We start from the raw sequence: 20,677 nt of genomic DNA on the forward strand, positions 1-20,677 counted from the left end.
TTAGTTAGAGCGATTTTCAAATTGGGGTAGGCGGCGTTGGGGACTGCGGCGACTGGGTTCCCGTGTTACGGCTTCGGTTTGTCCCGGCAGTACCTCACCTTTGAAGATCCACACTTTCACGCCCAAAATGCCGTAGATTGTGCGGGCGGTGCGGTAGGCATAGTCAATGTCTGCCCGTAGGGTATGCAGAGGAACGCGACCCTCCCGTGTCCACTCGGTACGGGCAATTTCCGCCCCATTCAGGCGACCCGCCACTTGGACTTTGATCCCCTCAATGCCTGCTCGCTGTGCCCGCTGAATGGCTTGGCGCACGGCGCGTCGGAAGGCCACCCGTCGCTCTAGTTGCTGGGTGATGTATTCCGCCAAGAGGCTGGCCTCAGCATCGACACGGTTGACTTCCACCACGTTCACTTTGATCGTGCGGTTGCTAGGGAGCATCTGCCGCAGTTGCTTGCGCAGTTCCTCAATCCCTTGGCCGCCTTTACCAACGACGACGCCGGGACGAGCGGTGCGAATTTGCAACTCCACTTGATCCGCTTTGCGCTCAATGCGCACTTCCGCAATGCCAGCGTTGGCCAGTTGCTTGTTAATAAACGTGCGGATGCGGTGATCCTCCTGTAATAGCTCAGGATAGCGATCGCTATCGGCGTACCAGCGGGAGCGATGTTCTTGTGTAATGCCGAGGCGAAAGCCAATTGGGTGAATCTTCTGTCCCACGGTGGTATCCTTCTACGATTCGTCAGCAGTGTTTTGGGGCGCCACAGCAATCGTGATGTGGCAGGTGGGCTTGCGAATTTGGTAAGCGCGGCCCTGGGCGCGAGGGCGAAACCGCTTCAGGCAAGGCCCTTGATCGGCATAGGCTTGACTAATTACCAAGGTGGCGGGATCCAAGCCTAAATTGTGGGTGGCATTGGCTGCCGCCGATCGCAAGACCTTTGTAATCGGCTCACAGGCACGATAGGGCATAAAGCGCAGCATAATCAGGGCATCGCGGTAGGTGCGACCCCGCAGTTGATCCAGTACCCGCCGCACCTTGTGGGGTGACATGCGGACATACTTGGCGCAGGCACGGGCAGTAGGAGAAGAGGTAGAAACCATAGACGGCTATCCCAGACGCGAACAAGAGAATCAATGGCGGGCTTTTTTATCGCCCTTAACATGACTGCGGAAGTTGCGGGTGGGGGCAAATTCCCCCAGTTTGTGACCCACCATCTGCTCAGTGATGTACACGGGCACGTGCTGCTTGCCGTTGTGGACGGCGATCGTGTGGCCAATCATTTCTGGCACAATCGTTGAGGCACGCGACCACGTTTTGATCACTTCCTTGGCATTGCGCTCATTGAGGGCTTCAATCTTGCGTAAGAGATGATCCGCCACAAAGGGGCCTTTTTTTAATGAACGTCCCATAACCTAACTTCTCCGCAAAAACCTAAGACTGACGACCACCGCGACCCCGCTTGGAAGACTTCTTACGACGCCGCACGATGAGAGCATCGCTGAGTTTTTTCTTCTTGCGAGTTTTGTAGCCAAGGGTGGGTTTACCCCAAGGCGTGACAGGCCCAGGACGACCAATGGGGGCGCGTCCTTCACCCCCACCGTGGGGGTGATCCACCGGGTTCATCACCGAACCGCGCACCTTCGGACGACGACCTTTCCAGCGATTGCGACCCGCTTTCCCTAAGCTGATGTTGTTGGCTTCAACATTCCCCACTTGGCCAATGGTGGCATAGCACTCCTTGCGGAAGAGCCGCACTTCACCCGAGGGAAGCTTGAGGGTGACCATATCCCCTTCTTTGGCCACTACTTGTGCCATCGCACCAGCAGCTCGCACCATTTGCGCACCGCGACCGGGGATAATTTCCACATTGTGCACACTGGTACCCAAGGGAATTTTGCCCAGAGGAAGGGAGTTACCCACTTCAATAGGGGCATCGGGACTGGCAATAACCTCGGTGCCGGGGGTCAAATCTCGAGGATGGATGATGTAGCGTTTCTCGCCATCGCGATAGTGGAGCAGGGCAATGCGGGCATTGCGGTTGGGATCGTACTCCACAGTTGCCACTTTGGCGGGGACATTGAGCTTGCTACTGCGGCGAAAATCCACAATACGATAGCGACGCTTGTGGCCACCCCCCCGCCGCCGACTGGTAATGACACCGCGATTGTTGCGGCCTTTGTCGCGCTTGAAGCCACGGGTCAGCGACTTTTCGGGCTTGTCGGTGGTAATTTCAGCAAAGTCAGAAACAGTTTTTTGGCGAACGCCGGGGGTGTAGGGTCGGTAAACGCGAATGCCCATGATCTACTCCGTTAAACTTCGGGGAAGAGAACGATCTTGCTGTCGGGGGCAAGGGTGACGATCGCCCGCTTGTAGCGAGGACGATGACCAACAAACCGACCCACACGGCGCTCTTTAGGGGGCAGATGATAGGTATTCACTGCTGTAACTTTGACGTTAAAGAGTTCTTCAATCGCAGCCTTGATTTGCGGTTTGGTGGCGCGCCGGTCTACATCGAAGCTGTATTGATTGTTTTCCAATAAAATCGTGGCCTTCTCTGTGATGATGGGGCGCTTGATGAGATCCGCAAGGGCGCGGGGTTGGACTTTAGTCACCGTACACCTCCTGAATTTTGGCGATCGCGCCAGTGGTGGCAACAATGCGATCGGCATAGAGTAAATCAAAAACATTCAATTGATCGGCACGCAGGAGTTTCAGGGTGGGCACATTTCGCGCCGAGAGTGCCACCATTTCGGCAATGTCTTCCACCAGTAGCAGCACCTTTTGCTCTGGCTCAATGCCCCAGCGTTGCAGCGCCGTCACCAGTTCCTTGGTTTTGGGACGGGGCAAGTGATCGGCAAAGTCTTGAACCACAATCAAGTCTTCAACGCGGCTCATCAGGGCTGTGCGCAGGGCAAGCCGCCGCTCCTTACGATTCATTTTTTGGCTGTAGTCGCGGGGCTTAGGACCAAAGATCACACCGCCCCCCCGCCAGAGGGGAGAACGAATCGAACCAGCACGGGCACGCCCTGTTCCTTTTTGCCGCCAAGGTTTGCGACCGCCGCCGCGCACTTCGGCACGGGTTTTGGTGGAAACGGTTCCCTGCCGAGCATTGGCTAACTGCCGCACAAGGGCACGATGAACAATATGACTGGCGGTTTCCGGTTTTGCCGTCGTTAGATCAAGGGTGGCTTCACCACTGTCGGCACCCTGCCAGTCTTTAACCACACATGCAACCATAACTACTCTCCAGCCCTTATTTGCGACCGACAACCTTGGCGGGGGTAATGCTCACCAGTGCCCCCGGTTTACCCGGTAGTGCCCCTTTGATCAGGATTAAGTTGCGCTCAGGATCAACGCGCACCACCTGCAATTTGCGAATGGTGACTGCCGTATTGCCCATGCGACCGGCCATCCGCTTGCCGGGGAAAACCCGACCCGGGGTGGTTCCTGCCCCAGTGGAACCGGGCAGACGGTGGTTTTTCGAGCCATGCGCCATTGGACCGCGCTTAAAATTGTGGCGTTTTTGATAGCCCGCAAAGCCTCGGCCAATGCTGGTGCCGTGGACATCCACAAGCTGCCCCGGACTAAAAATATCAACGGTGATGGCCTGACCCAATTGATAGGCAGAGGCATCTTCGAGGCGAAATTCCCGCAGATGACGCATGGGGGGCGTTTGCGATTTGTTGAGGTGGCCGCGCTCGGGGCGACTCAGGTTTTTCTGCCGCACTTCGCCGTAGGCCACTTGAATGGCCGTGTAGCCGTCGGTTTGGGGGGTTTTGATTTGTGTGATCGGACACGGCCCCGCTTGTACCACCGTAATGGGGACAGATCGACCCGCCTCGTCAAAGATTTGGGTCATGCCCAACTTTGTCCCTAAAATACCAACTGTCACGATCGCGTTCCTTAAAAATACGAATCACAACAAAACAGCGAGAGGCAGCCCGTAGGCTACACCTCGGCAGATTCCTACAGTTAGGAATGGTGGATTGACCCAGCAGTTACACGGTCAAGACGATGACGCTCAAGGCGCATCCATCGTTGATCAAGGACAGGCGCAGGTAAAGATGGCAAGGCTATGATTGCAAGTTGCGAACACGCTGCCACCCCTAGATCAGTGGAACCAAGGACTTAAGGGGGTTGAGGCGATCGCGCCCACTCAGTATCCGTTTTTGGTCACAAGTTTTAATCATAGATCAGCGATTGTGGGTTTGTCTAGGCATTTGGTAACATTTTTTACGCCTTCTTGTGGATCCAGCAGCGTGTTTGAATTTGTCTGCCAGCAGGACTGTGCCCATACCCAAGCGCGGGCAGGCCTGTTTCACACCCCCCATGGCGCAGTGGCAACGCCGCGTTTTATGCCCGTGGGTACTTTAGCGAATGTGAAAACCCTCACCCCAGAACACCTCAAGGCGGCGGGCGCTCAAATGGTTTTGGCCAACACCTACCATTTGCACCTGCAACCGGGGGAAGACATTGTGGCCGCAGCGGGGGGGCTGCACCGTTTTATGGGCTGGTCAGGGCCAATTCTCACGGATTCGGGGGGGTTTCAGGTCTTTAGCCTCAGCGAAATGCGGCAAATTTCCGATCAGGGGGTGGTGTTTCGTTCACCCCACGATGGTCAAATCATTGAACTGTCACCCGAGCGGGCGATCGCCATTCAAGAGGCCTTGGGGGCAGATGTGATCATGGCCTTTGATGAGTGCCCCCCCTATCCTGCAAGCCGGCAGGCAGTGATCCAAGCGACGCAACGCACCCTGCATTGGCTAGAGCGCTGCATTGCTGCAAAGCAACGATCCGATCAAGCCCTCTTTGCCATTGTGCAAGGGGGAGTGTATGCCGATCTGCGGCGAGAATGTGCTGCGGCGATGCTGCCCTATGACTTGGCGGGCTATGCCATTGGTGGCGTGAGTGTGGGGGAACCCAACAGTGCCATGCATGAAATTGTGGCGGTGACGGCTCCCCTCTTGCCTGCCCATAAGCCACGTTATTTGATGGGGGTGGGAACTCACTTAGAAATGTTGCGGGCGATCGCTGCCGGGGTCGATCTCTTTGACTGTGTGATTCCCACCCGCTTGGCTCGCCACGGCTGTGCCATTGTCCAAGGGCAGCGCTGGAACCTAAAAAATGCTCGCTTTCGCCGCGATTATGAACCCTTGGATCCCACCTGTCCCTGCTATACCTGCACCACCTTTAGCCGAGCCTACCTAAGTCATTTAGTGCGTGCCAAGGAGCTACTGGCCTACACCTTACTCTCGATTCATAATGTGACGGAACTGATTCGGTTCACCCAAGCAGCACGCCAAGCCATTTTAGAGGAGCGATTTGTGGCGTTTGCGGCAGAATGGGAGCAGCGACTGTTGGTGAATGCCGAGGAACCGGATGCTGCGCTTCTCTGATGCCGTTTTATCGAAACAGGAACGCTTGAGCCGCTGGGGCTTTTTGGGACTGACCACAGCACCTTTAGTGGGAGCGGCACTCTTTAACCATACGGGGACGCCGCCTTTTTTACTTTGTCTTTTTCGAGCAACAACGGGTATTCCCTGTCCAGGCTGCGGTCTGACCCGTTCCTTTATGGCGATCGCTCGCGGCAATGTTGAAGATGCCCTGAGAATGCATCTCTTTGGCCCTGTGCTCTTTCTCGCATTTACGGTGATGGCGGTTTTTATAGGCCTAGAGCTGAAAACTGGCCGGCGATTGCAGCACACCCCCTTTCGCTACATCAATGAACGCATTCAAAACTGGTGGTGGCTAGGGGTGATTTATCTTGGCTACTATGGTTTGCGGCTGTACAGCCTATTTCACACCGGGGAATTTTATATCAATCCCCTAAAAAACATCTTTCTGAGGAGTTAATCAATGACTATCTCCATTCATTACGTTGATCCCAAGACGAAAGCACCACTTAGAAAGGATCATACTGCGTACTATAGTGAGACGGGTTCTGTTTATCCAATTGTTAATCAGATTCCTAGATTTGTAGATTCAAGCCAAAACTACACCCAAAGTTTTGGTCTGCAATGGAATAAGTTCTCAAAAACACAAATAGATGATACAGATCAAAAACAATCTGAAACTCGATTCTTTGCAACAACAAACTGGCAGCCTGAGGAGCTTGCTGGCAAAAGTATTTTAGAAGCTGGTTCTGTACACGGGTTATCCTAGTCAGAGGCGTTCGCGAAACTTAAAGTAAAGATCACGGGAGTCGTCTTTAGCAAGAGTCCCTTTCATGGGATATTGAAATCGGTTGTGTGCGATCGAGAACCGGAGACCCATGAGATTACATCGCTTGCTTTATCTCAGTTGTGCCACAGATGGCCTGTCCTACCCAGACCTGCGGGATATTATGGCCAAGTCAGAGGTGAACAATCTCCGCGATGGCATTACGGGAATACTGTGCTACGGCAACGGCATGTTTCTGCAAACCCTAGAGGGCGATCGCCAGAAAGTGAGTGAAACCTACGCCCGCATCCTCAAGGATCCCCGCCACCACAGCGCTGAGATTATTGAATTCAAAGCGATCGCAGAGCGCACCTTCATCAATTGGTCAATGCGTCTGGTGCAGTTGGGCGAGATGGACAGTGATAAAATTCGGTACCTGCGGTTAAAATACTCACCAGCAGCAACCTTTCAGCCCACCTCAATGACGGCTGAGCAATGTTTTCACTTCCTCAAAGAACTCTATGAAATGAGCCAAGGAACTTAGTGTGAGCGATGCCCACTGGCTAAGTATTCCCGATCTACTGCGGCTGCCCGCCCAGACCTATGAGTGGCGGGTGGATACCGATTTTCCAGACTTGGCAACGTTGACTCCCGTGCAAGGAATGGTGACTGCCAGTCACCGCCACACCTACTTAGAAGTCAGCGCCAGTGTGCAGACAATTGTCACCCTCTCTTGCGATCGCTGTTTGCAGTACTATAACCATCGCTTGGTGTGTACCACTACGGAACTCATTTGGCTTGCAGAAACCCCAGCCAGTCAGCCCGACGATGATCTGGTGGAAACCTTGCCCGCCAACGGTCGCATTGATCTTGCAGACTGGCTCTACCAGCAACTCTGCCTTGCCCTGCCCTACCCCCAATACTGTGACCCCAATTGTGGCGGTATTCACCCCCCTGTCCCTGCGGAACCCCCCATTGATCACCGCTGGGCAATGCTTGCGCAACTACAATCGGTTCTGGAGCGTTCGGAACCATCGCCGTGAGTGCTCAGTCTGACCTTGAACTGTTGCTGCGGGCACGCTATCCCCTGTTGTATGTGGCCACAACAGAGGAAGAACGCCTTGAGGCAACACTGCACACAATTAGCGATCGCCTGAATCAGCGCCCCATCTACATTTGGGATTTTGTGGAGGGGTATCAGGGCAATCCCAATGATCTGGGGGTCGCCAAGCGCAATCCCCTCAGTGCCCTTGAATTCGTCGAAAGACTGCCGCGACCGGCAGCGGCCATGATTCTGCTGCGGGATTTTCACCGCTTTATTGAGGACGTGGCCGTCTCCCGCAAACTGCGCAACTTGGCGCGGCAGCTCAAGTCCCAGCCCAAAAACCTGATCCTGCTGGCTCCGACGGTGCAGTTGCCCCCGGAACTGCGGGATGTGATTACCGTTGTGGAGTTCCCTTTGCCCCAACGGGAGGAAATTCGCCTTGAACTGGTGAAGCTCTGTCAAAGCCTCGGCAACATTCCCGCAGAACCCATTCTCGATGAGTTGATCCGCGCCTGTCAGGGCTTGACCCTAGAGCGGATTCGCCGCGTCATTGGTCGGATCATTGCTTTGCACGGTGTGCTGGACGGCAGCCATGTGGATCTGGTCTTGGAGGAGAAACGGCAGATCCTGCGGCAAACCCAAATTCTCGAATTTTACCCCACCCAAGAAACGATTGCCGACATTGGTGGTCTTGATAACCTCAAGGAGTGGTTGCTGCGGCGCGGCGGTGCTTTTTCCGAGCGGGCACGGCGCTATGGGCTGCCCTATCCGCGGGGGGTGCTGCTAGTGGGAATTCAGGGCACCGGTAAATCCCTAGTGGCAAAGGCGATCGCCCACCAATGGCACTTGCCGCTGTTGCGATTGGATGTGGGGCGACTCTTTGGCGGCCTCGTGGGGGAATCCGAAGCACGTACCCGCGAGATGATTCAAATTGCTGAAGCCCTAGCCCCCTGCGTCCTCTGGATTGATGAGATGGATAAAGCCTTTGCGGGCATTGATGGCCGAGGGGATGGCGGTACCAGTAGCCGTGTTTTTGGCACGATTATCACTTGGCTAGCGGAGAAAACCTCTGCTGTTTTTGTTGTGGCCACTGCCAACAATGTGCAGGTCTTGCCCCCGGAACTGCTGCGTAAGGGTCGCTTTGATGAAATCTTTTTTGTCGGACTACCCAATGTGGATGAGCGGCGAGCGATTTTTGAAGTGCACCTCAGTCGTGTGCGGCGCGATCGCCTGCAAAACTATGATTTAGAGCGGTTGGCCTACGAAACCATTGACTTTTCTGGGGCTGAAATTGAGCAGTGTATCATTGAGGCAATGCACCTTGCCTTTAGCCAAGACCGCGACTTTACCACCGAAGATCTGCTGCACGCGGCCAGTGAGATTATCCCCTTGGCACGCACCGCCCGTGAGCAAGTGCACCAATTACAAGAATGGGCGGCCTCCGGGCGGGCACGGTTTGCCTCACGAATCCTGTCTCCCCCCACAGGGCGTTAGATCATGAAACCAGTGGTGCGTGTGCTGCAATGGCTCCTAGGAACCTTTTTGGGTTTAGGTCTGATTACCCTTGTGGCCGCTGCTATCATTACACCCCTTGTCTTTAACTTGCTCTGGCCACCCCCCCGCCCCGAGGTCGAAGCACAAAATTCACCACCGCCTACGCCACCAGAGTCGTCACCGAATTCCCCCTCACCCCCTCCTGAACCAACCCCGACCCCCTCACCGCAGCCAAACTCTGAAGGGCGGGTGATCTATGGCGATGGTTTACGGTTGCGCGATCGCCCCAGTCGCGAGGCAAATGCTCTGGGGGGTGTGGCCTTTGATGAAGTGGTGACGATCCTAGAGCGCAGTGAGGATGGGGAATGGCTGAAGATTCGCACCGCCAACAATCTTGAAGGCTGGGTACTGGCCTTTGGTGTGCAGGAAACAACAGCTCAATCTCCCACCTCCAGTGAGACGCCCCAGTAGGCGCTATTGGGAAAATTCCTGCATTTGCTGAAACGAACGGTACTCACGATCGCCACTCAGCCATTCCACGAGCGTGATTTTCACCCGCCCCCCCGCATTGGGAGTTGCCAGAAACTCCGCCTCTCCTTCGCTATTAATCACGCGATTGCGCAACTGGGTGGATCCCGCTTCCAGTAGTCGCTTGCTCGTCGGGTCATAAATCTCGTAGTAGATCTGGACATTGCGCGCTGGTGTCGCCGTTTCATTGCGCACGCGCCCCGTCAGGCGGTGGTACCAGACACCCGCAATATTCTCGCTCTGCAATTGGACATCGGTGACGCGCACCACTTTGGGCGCTTCGCGACGGCGGGCGATCGCGGGCTTGCCTTCAAAAGACAAGAACCCGACACTAGTCGTCAACAGCAGACCGCAGAGCCAAATTGTGCGTAAGCTAGGCATTGTTCTCTACCCGGTGTGACAATAATAGAGTCTAAGACGCAACATTTAGCGGGAGCGATCGGCCTCATTGGCCTTGAGGATACCACCTTAGTGACCGCTGCCCCGAGTCTGTACCTGCTGGATTGGATTCACCCCACTTAACTATGCCAACTGTTCATGTGATTGGTCTTGGTCGCTCTGGCATTGCCGCTGCCCGTTTACTGAAACGTCAAGGCTGGCAAGTGGAGGTGAGTGATAGTCGTCAAACCCCTGCCCTACAATCGCAGCAGCAACTCCTAGAAGCCGAAGGCATTGCTGTTCAACTCAACTACGACTTTGATTTACAAACCCTCGCCAGTGTGGGTCTGCGTGTCCCAGCGGAAATTGTCATTAGTCCCGGTGTCCCTTGGCAGTCTCCTGCTCTGATTGCCGCTCGCCAAGCGGGCATCCCCGTTCGGGGGGAAGTGGAAATTGCTTGGCAGACCCTCGCCCATCTGCCGTGGGTATGTATTACGGGCACCAATGGCAAAACAACGACCACCGCACTCACTGCCGCCATTTTTCAAGCAGCGGGGTACAATGCTCCCGCCTGTGGCAATATCGGCAATAGTATTTGCGAAGTGGCTTTGACCGCTAGCGCCCTTGATTGGGTGATTGCTGAGATCAGTAGCTATCAATTAGAGTCTAGCCCCCCCCTGCAACCCCAATTTGCCCTTTGGACAACCCTCACACCAGATCACTTGGAACGCCACGGCACCCTCGACGCTTATGTCGAAACCAAAGCTCACCTCATGAATGGTGCGAAACAGGCGATCCTCAATGGGGATGATCCCTACCTGCGTCAGCACATGGTGAATCGTTGGCCGCAAGCTTGGTGGATCAGTACCCAAGGGGCGGCAGCCCTACCCAAGGGGATTGAACAGGGCATCTATATTGCTAAGGATCAAGTGTGGTTTCAAGATCAACCCCTGCTGCCCACCCATGTCCTGCAAATGCCGGGTCAACACAATCAGCAAAACTTTCTTCTAGCCGTGGCAACGGCTCATTTAGCCGGTATTCCTGCCGAAACAATTGCCAAAGCGGTGGCAGGGTTTGCCGGTGTGCCCCATCGTCTAGAGCGGATTCGCCAATGGCGACAGGTGGAGTGGATCAACGACAGTAAGGCCACCAATTATGACGCCGCCGAAATTGGGCTGCGTTCTGTGACAGGGCCAGTGATTCTCATTGCCGGTGGACAGGCCAAAAAGGGGGACGATCGCGCTTGGCTCAAGCTGATTCAGGAGAAAGCCGCTTGGGTGCTCTTGATTGGTGAAGCGGCACCGCAGTTTGCGCAGCGCTTAGAAGCCACGGGCTTTACAAATTATGAGATCATGGAGACACTGGATCGGGCGGTGGCGGCGGCTGCTGAACTGGTGACCCAGTACCCGATCAAAACCGTTCTCTTTTCCCCTGCCTGTGCCAGCTTTGACCAGTACCAGAATTTTGAAGAACGTGGTGATCACTTTCGTCAACTGTGCTTAGAGCTATGAGCCAATCTGCGGCCTCGGGTCACTGGTGGAATCGCCTCTCCATTGCCAGTCGGTTTCTGATTATTGGCTTGGCAGGGCCTATCCTGACGCTGAATTTCTGGGCCTTTGCGACCATTCTCAAGTTTTTTGGGCCGCTGGTGGCGGTTCTGGTGCTGGCTTCCCTGTTTGCCTTTTTGCTGAACTATCCGGTGCGCTGGATGGAGGAGCAGGGAAATCCGCGAGGCCCCTCAGCCATTTTCGTCTTTCTGCTGGCCTTGGTACTGATTGCCATTATTGGCTTGGTGGTGGTACCCAATGTCTTTAATCAGGCACAACAGCTCATTGCCCGCTTGCCCGAATGGTTTAACTCCAGCCAACGGCGACTCTTGGAATTTGGCCAGTGGGTGGACTCCCTCAACCTGCCGGTAACGGTGGATGTGGATGCCCTTGCCAACCAACTCTTGGAAAAACTCAAGGATCAACTCCAAAGCTTGGCCCGTGAGGCTTTGAATTTAATCTTGGGCACCCTCAGCAGTGCGGTGGATGTGCTCATTAATCTGATTTTGACCGTTGTGCTCACGTTTTATTTGCTGCAGCATGGGGATGAATTGTGGGATGGCCTCCTCAGTTGGTTGCCAGATACGCTCCGCCCCACGGTTTCAGAAACGATACGCCGCAGTTTTGAGAGTTATTTCATTGGTCAGTTGGTGCTGGGGCTGTGCATGGGGATTGGCTTGACGACGATTTTCATTTTCCTCAAGGTGCCCTATGGACTGCTCTTTGGTGTCATTATTGGCGTGATGGCCTTGGTGCCCTTTGGCGGTACGGTGGGGATTATTTCAATTAGTTTGCTCGTCGCCCTTCAGGATGTGTGGTTGTCCCTCAAGGTGGCGGGATTTGCGTTTCTCTATCAGCAGTTTTTGGAGAATGTGGTTGCCCCTCGGATCATCGGTAGCTTTACGGGCTTAAATCCAGTCTGGGTTTTCTTGGCGATCCTGACTGGGGCTAGGGCTTCGGGGTTAGTCGGGGTTCTCATTGCGGTTCCGATCGCGGTAGTGATTAAAACGTTCTTGGTGAGTGTGCGATCGCGCCTCAATGCCGAGGATGTGGAGGAGACGGTCGCGTTGCCCAATAATCCACCCCCCTTGCCCCCTGTCTCTTCGTCAATGAAACCATCCTCAGTGGAGTAGAACGATGCTACGTGCCCTTCAACCCGGAGTTCTCACCTCCCTTGTGCTGATCAGTACCACAGCTGCCATTACCCTAGTCACGGCTTTTATTGGCTACCATTTGGGGCGAGAGTCATTGCGCGGTGTGTCCCAACCCGTCGTGAATCCGATTCTGGGCAGTGCCGTGAATGCCAATGATCAAACCCAAGGGGAGCGATCGCCCATTCTTGACGAGGCACAGATCATTGCCCAAACCAAAGCCCGCATTGCCGAAATGACTGAAGGTGCCAGCGATCGCGAGATTGTGCCTGCCCCCACCACTGCCAATGACCCCCCAGCAGCGGAACCGGCGACGAGTCGGACACTGCCCATCGTTGCTGAGGATAAGGGGGTGCGCCTAGAAATTAGCCATGTGGATACCATTGGCCAAGATTTAGCCCTGCACGTCAGCTTGAAAAACGACAGTAGCCAAGGGGTGCAGTTTATCTACACCTTTCTTGAAATCAAAAATGATAAAGGTACCCTTTTGAGTGCCCTCACCGAAGGCCTACCCACGGAATTACCCCCCGGTAGTGATCTGGTCAAAGGCACAATTTTGATTCCCAAAAGCCTCCTTGACAATGCAAAAACCTTGACCCTGCGCCTTGCCAGCTATCCGAATCAGGATGTGCAATTGCAGGCTGCCCATATTCCTGTGGAGTAGCCATGCCCGCCGCTGAATTTGTTCAAAAATGGTTGAGTGCTCGCGATTGGGTGCGGGTACGGGCAGATTTGACGGGCAAGACCACGTTTATGGCGTGGCAGGGAGCGGTGTATAGTTTTGTTCCCCAAGAGCGTCGCCGTCACCTCTTCAACATTGTTGGCATGAGTGCCGCTCGCTGTTTGCCCCATCCCGAGGGCGGGTGGTATTTTCTCTCCCGTGAATTGACGTTTTATCTGGATCCAGAAAAGCAATCCCTGTGCGATCGCTGGCACAATCCTTGGACAGAGGACGTGGTTCCCGTGATTCCCGTTGCTAATGATCCCGTGCAGGGGCTATTTCGCCGTGAGGTGCCTGCCCAAGTCAGTGAGCGAACCACTACGTTTCAGTTTGATCTATTTCCCTACTATGACAATCCCCTTGCGGGTGAGGAACGGTTTCAGGCCTACAGCCCCCAGCCGATCTACCAAGCGGCAGAACTCTTTAAGCTAACGGTGGCCACCGCCGATTTACAACAAGATACGGAGACGATTGCCGATGTCCATTTGTGTTGGAGTCGGATTGGGCCTTGGTTGCCTTGGATGAAGATGGGCGATCGCCCCGGTTATCTCATCTACAGTGCGACTGGCTGCAAAGCCCTGACCGTCGAAGACTTGCCCTCCCTCCTACAAGACCAATTAGAGCGACTGCCCCAATACCGTGAAGCCCCCACTGAATACCGCGAGGGTGCTGATATGACCTCTTGGCTGTATTTTCAGGAGCACTTTGAAGCCTATTTGGAGGGTGCACTGTTTCCAGTGACTTGATGAATACCAACCTGTCCCTATTCCCGTGGGGGCAGGCTAAAAAGCGGCAACTCGGTAAACTGTGGTTCTACAGGACGGGGTGAACGGGGGGTTGTTGGCGGAGCATGCGTTGACTGGGAATTTCGACGCGAAAGTGATCTCCCTCCAGAGAAATGGGAGCGCCAAAATTGCTCGCTGGCTTACTCATTGGGGATGCTACTGATACACGTCGTCGTGGGAGAGATTCAACTCTAGCTCTTTGGTAGTCTGCCCGACACCCTTGAGGACGAATGGATTGACAACATCGAGGAACTCGCAGACCTCATGGACAAGTACCTCCACCTACGCCAAGAAGCCCGCAATGCTTTTGAATTGCGCTATGAACGCCATGTCAGCGACGATCCCGATCAGTGGCGCAACTGTGCGCGGGTAGTGGCACGGCAGGACATTCTCAATGTACTCAGTCAACCGTGGTAAGCTCTTTGGGCTTAGAGGAGTCCTTGGTCAATCAGAGATTCAGCAATTTGCACTGCATTCAAGGCTGCCCCCTTGCGAATTTGATCGCCACACAGCCACAGTTCAAGGGCATTGGGTTCAGAAATATCTTGGCGCAGCCGCCCCACTAGCACTGGGTCTTTACCTGTGGCCTCTAGGGGCATGGGGAAATAATTGCGCTGCCAATCTTCAACAAACTGGACGCCTGCGGCCTGTTGCAGGCGATCGCGCGCCTCTTGCAGCGGAAAAGGCTCAAAGAACTCAACATTCAGCGCTTCCGAATGGGCACGCAGCACAGGAACGCGCACACAGGTGGCCGTTAGCCGCAACTCTGGGGCATGGAAAATTTTGCGGGTCTCATTGACCATCTTCATCTCCTCTTGGCAGTAGCCCTGCTCATTGAGGGGAGAATTGTGGGGAAAGAGGTTAAAGGCCAAGGGATAGGGAAAGGCCTCTGTGCGTGGTGGTTGCCCCTTGAGAATATCGAGGGCTTGATCCTTGAGTTCTTGCATGGCCTTTGCCCCCGCCCCACTGGCAGACTGATAGGTGGCCGCTACAATTCGCCGAATCGGTCGCACCTGATGCAAGGGCCATAGCGCAACCGTCATCAAAATCGTTGTGCAGTTGGGATTGGCAATGATGCCTTGGTGGGTTTTTAGATCTTCAGGGTTGACTTCGGGCACCACTAAGGGGACGTTGGGATCCATGCGATAGGCACTGGAATTATCAATGGCGATCGCTCCTTCCTGAACCGCAATTGGCAGCCACTGCCGTGACACACTTGCCCCCGCCGAAGCCAAAATCAAATCCAGTCCCTTGAGGGTCTCCTCACTCACCGCCTGCACAGGCAGCACTGTTTCCCCAAAGGAGAGGGTTTGACCGGCGGAGCGGGGCGAAGCCAACAGACGTAACTCTGCCACTGGAAACGAGCGTTCCGCCAAAATGGCCAAAATTTCCGTGCCAACGGCACCTGTCGCTCCTAAAATGCCAACCCGTAATCCCTGTGCCAACGTTATTACTCCTAGGAAGATAAGCTCATTTTACGATCGTCGGGGATTGAGAAATTAAGAAAGCGTAGCATTTTGGAAATTTTACTGCCATATCTATAATGGCTATAGCCAATTTCCACCACAGCCTCTGCACTCCCCCACAAGAGTCGCCAGCGGCAGGACTCGATAAATCATCTGGAGGCTGGGATCGTGAAAACTCTCCAACAGTACCTATTTTCCATCACCTTAGTCTTTTGGGGACTGTTGAGTAGCGCTGCTTACAGCCAAATTACCCCAGCCACCAATGGCACTGGAACCACCGTCATCCAAAATGGTCAACAGATTGATATTGGTGGTGGCCGCCTATCGGGGAATGGTCAGAATCTCTTTCACCTCTTCCACAACTTCAATGTCGGTAACGGCCAAGTTGCCAACTTTCTCTCTAATCCGCAAATTCGCAACATTCTCGCGGGCGTCAATGGTGGCAACGCCAGTTACATCAATGGCTTGATTCAAATTACGGGTGGCAACAGTAACCTTTATCTGCTCAACCCTGCGGGAATTGTCTTTGGCCCCAATGCCCGTTTGAATCTCCCCGCTGCCTTCCATGCTTCTACCGCTCAACGGGTGCTGTTTGAGGGAGGGATCTTTGATGTCAATGGCCAGAATCTCTATCAATCCCTCAATGGTCAGCCCACAGGTTTTGAATTTCTGAGTAAAGGCCTCATCATCAATGAAGGTGAGCTGAGGGTGGGTAGTGGTCAAACCCTCAGCCTAATGGCACACCAAGTGATCAATACGGGTACACTTGCAGCCCCTGCAGGAAATATCCACATTGCGGCTGTACCTGAAACAGGAATGGTGCGCGTCTCCCAAGAGGGAATGCTGCTCAGCCTTGAGATTCCTCAAGAGCGACTACCGACTGGGGGAGCGATCGCTGCCGTGGACTTACCCAGCTTACTCACTGGCAATGGTTCACAACCTGTCAACAGCGTCATTCAAAATCCCGACGGCACGATTCGCCTTGTCCATGACCCCAACAAAATTCCCACCACAACGAACACCGCCGTCATCAGTGGCAGCCTTTCCGTCGCCAATCCCATCGGTATGGGTGGCCAAATCACGATCACTGGTCAAAATATCGCCCTCATCAATGCCAACTTAACCGCCTCTGGTCAACTCGGGGGTGGCACGATTCTCTTGGGGGGCGATTACCTAGGGGGCACCACTGGCACTAACCGCTTGCATAGCAGTTTCAATGCCCAGAATCTCTTTATCAACAGCGGCAGTGTGATTGCAGCGGATGCCTTCAATCAAGGCAATGGTGGCACTGTCATTGCATGGGCAGACAACAGCACGCAATTTGCCGGCACGATCAGCGCACGCGGCGGGCAACTTAGCGGTAATGGCGGCTTTGTGGAAACCTCTGGGCGAGAATTACTCAGCGTTCGGGGAACAGTAGATGCCAGTGCAGTCAAGGGTCAGCCCGGTACATGGCTCCTTGATCCACGAAATGTCACCATTTCTAACTCCCCTACGAGTGGCGGGAGTTTCTCTGGGAGCAATCCTGATGTCTTTACCCCCACCACTGATGATGCTTTTGTTGTGAATACTGCCATTGAAGCTGCCCTGAATCTCGGCACTAGCGTCATCATCACAACTGGTGATACTGGAACCCAAGCAGGGGATATTTCTGTACTTGCCTCGATTACCAAAACAGGCGGCGGCGATGCCTCCCTAACCTTGCAAGCTGCAAATAACATTCTTGTTGCCGATGACATTCGCTCAGAAGAAGGCCGACTGAATATCATTCTCCATGCCGATGCCGATAACAGTGGTGCAGGAGCAATTAGATTAGACTCAGTTACACTCATTACCAATGGTGGCAATATTATTTTGGGGGGTGGCTCTAATCCCTTCACCAGTCCAGCGATCGGTGTCAGCACTGCTGGGGTTAATATCGGAAACTCTACTCTCAATGCAGGTGGCGGCCATATTAGGATTCATGGCAGCGGTGCAACAACTAATGGCCAAGAAGGGGTGCTGATCGGTGGGAGTTCAATCTTTACCTCAGGGTCTGGAGAGATCACCATTCTAGGGACAGGTGGTTCTAATATTGATAGCTATGGTTTTGTGAATGGTATCTCGATTCAAAACTCCTCCATCAGCGCCGAAGCTGGCAATCTGACCTTAACGGGTACTGGGAGCAACACCAATGCATTTTCCACCGTTGGCATCCATCTTGAAGAGTCAGGAATTCGAACCACGACTGGAAATATTACTCTGACGGGTACTGGGGGCAACGGCTTCTATGTAATTTCCTCCACCGTTGGCATCCATCTTGAAGAGTCAGGAATTCGAACCACGACTGGAAATATTACCCTGACGGGTACTGGTGGTACGGGCTTTGCCTTCAACCAAGAAGGTATTCTGAGTCGCTTCACATCCATCAGCGCCGAAGCTGGCAATCTGACCTTAACGGGTACTGGGGGCAACGGCTTCTATGTATTTACCTCCACCGTTGGCATCCATCTTGAAGAGTCAGGAATTCGAACCACGACTGGAAATATTACCCTGACGGGTACTGGTGGTACGGGCTTTGTCTCCATCCAAGAAGGTATTCTGAGTAGCTTCACAAGTATTACCAGTCAAAGTGGTGACATTATCCTGAGAGGTACAGGGGGTGAATTCGGTGCTGGTCTTGGCTTTAAGGCAGCAACTGACACAGAGTACTCTGCTGAGGTCAGAACGGCTGGAAATGGGAAGATTCTCATCGAAGGTCGCGCCACTGACGGCAATCCTGGTCTGGTCATGGAAGTCTCTGACGCCCCCCTGACATTAGCTGTTCAAGATGGCATGCTCACATTAGCAGCTCAGGGGGGGATTGAAGTCTTGGGTGATCTTCTAGATATCCATAGTGCCGGGGCAGGCCGCCTTGTCTTTCAACCGATTGATGCGCATACTCCCGTCGGCATTGGCGATGGTGCAACGGGTAACTTAATCATTGATCAGTCTCTCCTCAACCAAATCACGGGTGGATTTTCTTTGGTGACCATTGGTCACCCTAATGGTACTGGTCTCATTGATGTTCGTCCCTTCAGCCTCAACTACAATCTTGCGCTGCAAACCCCCGGCGTAAGTTCCCTAGGTATTGAGTTCAATGGCTCTGGCACGACGAATCTCAATGGTCGCAATCTCACACTCAATAGCGGTGGCGGCGTTACTCAGGGCAGCCATGTCATTTCTGCGGGAACGCTGCAACTTCTTGGACAGGGGACTTTCACCCTCAACAATGTCAACAATAGGTTTCAAACACTCTCAGGCAATGTCAGTGGAAATGTGAACTTGAGTAATCAAGGTGCCCTAGGTATCGTTAGTTTCAACAATGGTGTCAATGGCCTCACCACTGGCATCAATACCAACGGCAATACCCTAATCCTCAGCTTAAACAGTGGGAACCTAACGCAAAGTGCACCGATTCGAGCAGGCAACTTGGGTTTAACTTTACAAAATGGCAGTGCAATCCTAACCAACCCCAATAACCAAGTGGGGATCCTAGCTGCTGAGTTGAACAGTGCGAGTGATTTGCAATTTGTCAATAACAGTACCCTTACCGTTGGCAGTGTTAACCCAACAGGCATTACAGGGCGCAACATTTTCCTACAAACACTAACAGGCGATATTGTTCTCAATGCGCCAATTTCTGCCGTTGGGACTGGGGATGCGATTGTCCTTGCTGCCGAAAATAACTTTATTAACAACTATGGCTCTAGTGTCTTTAGTACCCCCAATGGTCGCTGGCTAGTTTATTCGACTGACCCGAATCTCAATATCAACGGCGGCCTCACAGGTTCAGAGCAATTCAACACCACCTATCCTGAGCTTGCCCTATTTTCTGGTTCTGGGTTTCTCTATCGGGTTTCTCAAGCACCGCCAACTCCACCCACGGAGCCATCCACACCGCCAACTCCACCCACGGAGCCGTCCACACCACCAACACCTCCAGAACCCCAAACTCAAGAGAATCTGGGTCGGATTTTATTGGGAGAGGAGATACAAGGCACTCAACTGCCCCAGAATACCGCTCAAGTCATTTACTTCCCCGGAGTTGAGATCATTCGTCAGCAAATCAGTACGGCTTTTGATCAGGGAGACTACAACAGTGCGATCAAACTGCTTCAGCAGCTTTATTCCTTTGAGTTTAGTGAGTACTTTGATGAATTTTTCAGCACTCCTAGTCAAGAGGGACTACAGTTCCTTGACATTGAGCAAATCAAGGAATTATTGGGGCGTATGGCTGAAGAAACAGGTCAAAAACCTGCCCTGAGCTATGTCTTTTGGCGACCTGAACAACTAGATATATTTATCATCACACCGGAAGGGGAACCCATTTACCAACCCCTTCGAGTGCCCCAAGAAGCAGTGCGCCGCGTCATTGCTGCTTTTAATCGTGAGGTGCGAGACCCAACGAAAACCAATAGTGAATCCTATCTACCCTTTGCGCAGCAGCTCTACCAATGGATCATGGGCGGCATTGATGCTGAATTGCAAAATCGAGGCATTAATACACTGGTTTTTGCCCTTGATCAGGGGTTGCGGAGTGTGCCGATCGCTGCTCTGCACACGGGGTCAAATCTTATTTCCTCGACGGTCAGCGATAGTCCAATCGGTCGTCGTAATGGTCAGTTTCTAGTGGAACGCTATAATCTGGGTCTCATTCCCAGTATCAACTTGGTGGATACCCGCTACCAGCCGTTGCAAAATGCTTCTGTACTGGCAATGGGTGCCTCTCAGTTCACAAAGCAAAGTCCTTTGCCAGCGGTTCCCATCGAGCTGCAAACCATTACGCAACTGGTAGGACGAGGGCAAGTATTCCTCAATGAAGCTTTTACGGTCTCAAACTTGCAAACCCAGCGGCGGCGCAGTCTCTACCCTATCCTACACTTAGCGACCCATGGTGAATTTAATGCGGGTAAGCCACAAAATTCCTATATTCAGTTTTGGGATAGCCAGCTTTCAATGGCTCAAGTGCGGCAGTTGCACTTATTCCGGCCACCCACAGAGCTAATGACGCTGAGTGCCTGTCGTACAGCGGTAGGAGATACCAATGCAGAACTTGGGTTTGCTGGACTGTCACTCCAAGCGGGTGTAAAGAGTTCGGTTGCTAGCCTTTGGTATGTCAGTGATGAAGGGACACTGGCTTTGATGACGGCATTTTATGGACAGTTGAGAACTGCTCCGATTAAAGCAGAGGCCTTGCGACAGGCGCAGCTTGCCCTGATCCATCAGCAGGTTGTGATTGAAGAGAATCACCTGCGCAGTGCTGGGGTGCGGGGAGGGCTTTCAATTCCTTTGCCCCAAGAAGTTCAAACTGGGGGTGGGCGTCAACTTTCCCATCCCTATTTTTGGGCAGGATTTACGATGATTGGCAGCCCTTGGTAGCCCTA

23 protein-coding genes are annotated in these 20,677 nt (G+C 53.5%); 14 read left to right on the forward strand and 9 right to left on the reverse strand.

Annotated features, from left to right (window positions below; translation table 11 throughout):
• The 7 genes from rpsC to rplC are packed head-to-tail and all read right to left on the reverse strand — an operon-like array spanning position 1 to position 3,890.
• Positions 1–717 carry a 30S ribosomal protein S3 gene (gene rpsC / locus RHH53_RS06290; RefSeq protein ID WP_149817906.1) on the reverse strand — a complete coding sequence of 239 codons (717 nt, stop codon included), beginning with the start codon at positions 715–717 and terminating at the stop codon, positions 1–3.
• Positions 718–729: 12 nt separating this feature from the next.
• Entirely contained in the window at positions 730–1,098 is a 369-nt protein-coding gene (gene rplV / locus RHH53_RS06295; RefSeq protein WP_011055941.1) for a 50S ribosomal protein L22, read from the reverse strand.
• A gap of 30 nt (positions 1,099–1,128) precedes the next feature.
• Positions 1,129–1,407 (reverse strand): 30S ribosomal protein S19, encoded by a 279-nt coding sequence (rpsS, locus tag RHH53_RS06300; protein ID WP_011055940.1) that lies wholly within the window; start codon positions 1,405–1,407, stop codon positions 1,129–1,131.
• A 22-nt stretch (positions 1,408–1,429) separates the two neighbouring features.
• The gene (gene rplB, locus RHH53_RS06305; protein WP_302676458.1) at positions 1,430–2,296 is read right to left on the reverse strand and encodes a 50S ribosomal protein L2; all 867 of its coding nucleotides are present in this window, start codon (positions 2,294–2,296) and stop codon (positions 1,430–1,432) included.
• An 11-nt stretch (positions 2,297–2,307) separates the two neighbouring features.
• Positions 2,308–2,610, reverse strand: a complete 303-nt coding sequence (locus RHH53_RS06310) for a 50S ribosomal protein L23 (RefSeq protein WP_206201513.1) — start codon at positions 2,608–2,610, stop codon at positions 2,308–2,310.
• The gene (gene rplD / locus RHH53_RS06315) at positions 2,603–3,235 is read right to left on the reverse strand and encodes a 50S ribosomal protein L4 (protein WP_302676457.1); all 633 of its coding nucleotides are present in this window, start codon (positions 3,233–3,235) and stop codon (positions 2,603–2,605) included. Before rplD ends, RHH53_RS06310 begins: the two co-directional genes overlap by 8 nt.
• A 16-nt stretch (positions 3,236–3,251) precedes the next feature.
• Positions 3,252–3,890 (reverse strand): 50S ribosomal protein L3, encoded by a 639-nt coding sequence (rplC, locus tag RHH53_RS06320; protein WP_206201515.1) that lies wholly within the window; start codon positions 3,888–3,890, stop codon positions 3,252–3,254.
• Positions 3,891–4,257: 367 nt separating this feature from the next.
• On the opposite strand from rplC, the gene tgt reads away from it, so the two are divergent.
• From tgt to RHH53_RS06355, 7 genes are all read left to right on the forward strand, one after another.
• The gene (gene tgt, locus RHH53_RS06325; protein ID WP_206201516.1) at positions 4,258–5,394 is read left to right on the forward strand and encodes a tRNA guanosine(34) transglycosylase Tgt; all 1,137 of its coding nucleotides are present in this window, start codon (positions 4,258–4,260) and stop codon (positions 5,392–5,394) included.
• The gene (locus RHH53_RS06330) at positions 5,378–5,851 is read left to right on the forward strand and encodes a DUF2752 domain-containing protein (protein WP_302676455.1); all 474 of its coding nucleotides are present in this window, start codon (positions 5,378–5,380) and stop codon (positions 5,849–5,851) included. The genes tgt and RHH53_RS06330 overlap by 17 nt, the downstream gene beginning before the upstream one ends.
• A 3-nt stretch (positions 5,852–5,854) precedes the next feature.
• Positions 5,855–6,160 (forward strand): hypothetical protein, encoded by a 306-nt coding sequence (locus RHH53_RS06335; protein ID WP_310438373.1) that lies wholly within the window; start codon positions 5,855–5,857, stop codon positions 6,158–6,160.
• 109 nt (positions 6,161–6,269) lie between these two features.
• Positions 6,270–6,701: a BLUF domain-containing protein gene (locus tag RHH53_RS06340; RefSeq protein ID WP_206201518.1), complete on the forward strand. Its 432-nt coding sequence runs from the start codon at positions 6,270–6,272 to the stop codon at positions 6,699–6,701.
• A gap of 1 nt (position 6,702) precedes the next feature.
• Positions 6,703–7,200 carry a DUF177 domain-containing protein gene (locus RHH53_RS06345; protein ID WP_302676454.1) on the forward strand — a complete coding sequence of 166 codons (498 nt, stop codon included), beginning with the start codon at positions 6,703–6,705 and terminating at the stop codon, positions 7,198–7,200.
• Positions 7,197–8,696 carry an AAA family ATPase gene (locus RHH53_RS06350; RefSeq protein WP_302676453.1) on the forward strand — a complete coding sequence of 500 codons (1,500 nt, stop codon included), beginning with the start codon at positions 7,197–7,199 and terminating at the stop codon, positions 8,694–8,696. The genes RHH53_RS06345 and RHH53_RS06350 overlap by 4 nt, the downstream gene beginning before the upstream one ends.
• Before the next feature lie 3 nt (positions 8,697–8,699).
• Positions 8,700–9,167: an SH3 domain-containing protein gene (locus RHH53_RS06355; protein WP_206201520.1), complete on the forward strand. Its 468-nt coding sequence runs from the start codon at positions 8,700–8,702 to the stop codon at positions 9,165–9,167.
• A gap of 3 nt (positions 9,168–9,170) precedes the next feature.
• Here RHH53_RS06355 and RHH53_RS06360 read toward each other — a convergent pair whose 3' ends face one another.
• Positions 9,171–9,605: a hypothetical protein gene (locus RHH53_RS06360; protein ID WP_310438370.1), complete on the reverse strand. Its 435-nt coding sequence runs from the start codon at positions 9,603–9,605 to the stop codon at positions 9,171–9,173.
• Between the two features lie 15 nt (positions 9,606–9,620).
• On the opposite strand from RHH53_RS06360, the gene RHH53_RS06365 reads away from it, so the two are divergent.
• The 6 genes from RHH53_RS06365 to RHH53_RS06390 all read left to right on the forward strand — a co-directional run bounded on the left by RHH53_RS06365 (position 9,621) and on the right by RHH53_RS06390 (position 14,223).
• Positions 9,621–9,746 (forward strand): hypothetical protein, encoded by a 126-nt coding sequence (locus RHH53_RS06365; RefSeq protein ID WP_302676450.1) that lies wholly within the window; start codon positions 9,621–9,623, stop codon positions 9,744–9,746.
• A 2-nt stretch (positions 9,747–9,748) separates the two neighbouring features.
• Positions 9,749–11,113: a UDP-N-acetylmuramoyl-L-alanine--D-glutamate ligase gene (gene murD / locus RHH53_RS06370; RefSeq protein ID WP_206201522.1), complete on the forward strand. Its 1,365-nt coding sequence runs from the start codon at positions 9,749–9,751 to the stop codon at positions 11,111–11,113.
• Positions 11,110–12,282 (forward strand): AI-2E family transporter, encoded by a 1,173-nt coding sequence (locus tag RHH53_RS06375; RefSeq protein WP_225901677.1) that lies wholly within the window; start codon positions 11,110–11,112, stop codon positions 12,280–12,282. Before murD ends, RHH53_RS06375 begins: the two co-directional genes overlap by 4 nt.
• Before the next feature lie 4 nt (positions 12,283–12,286).
• Positions 12,287–12,964, forward strand: a complete 678-nt coding sequence (locus RHH53_RS06380) for a hypothetical protein (RefSeq protein ID WP_206201524.1) — start codon at positions 12,287–12,289, stop codon at positions 12,962–12,964.
• A gap of 2 nt (positions 12,965–12,966) precedes the next feature.
• Entirely contained in the window at positions 12,967–13,767 is an 801-nt protein-coding gene (locus tag RHH53_RS06385; RefSeq protein ID WP_206201525.1) for a DUF1838 domain-containing protein, read from the forward strand.
• A 303-nt stretch (positions 13,768–14,070) separates the two neighbouring features.
• Positions 14,071–14,223: a hypothetical protein gene (locus tag RHH53_RS06390; protein WP_310744237.1), complete on the forward strand. Its 153-nt coding sequence runs from the start codon at positions 14,071–14,073 to the stop codon at positions 14,221–14,223.
• A gap of 11 nt (positions 14,224–14,234) precedes the next feature.
• Here the strand turns inward: RHH53_RS06390 and RHH53_RS06395 are convergent, their stop codons facing one another.
• Positions 14,235–15,251: an aspartate-semialdehyde dehydrogenase gene (locus RHH53_RS06395; protein WP_310744238.1), complete on the reverse strand. Its 1,017-nt coding sequence runs from the start codon at positions 15,249–15,251 to the stop codon at positions 14,235–14,237.
• A gap of 189 nt (positions 15,252–15,440) precedes the next feature.
• Here RHH53_RS06395 and RHH53_RS06400 point away from each other — a divergent pair, with 189 nt between their 5' ends.
• Positions 15,441–20,672, forward strand: a complete 5,232-nt coding sequence (locus RHH53_RS06400) for a CHAT domain-containing protein (protein ID WP_310744239.1) — start codon at positions 15,441–15,443, stop codon at positions 20,670–20,672.
• Positions 20,673–20,677: the final 5 nt, after the last annotated feature.

The organism is Thermosynechococcus sp. PKX82, assembly GCF_031583255.1.
In the GTDB taxonomy this organism is placed as follows: domain Bacteria; phylum Cyanobacteriota; class Cyanobacteriia; order Thermosynechococcales; family Thermosynechococcaceae; genus Thermosynechococcus.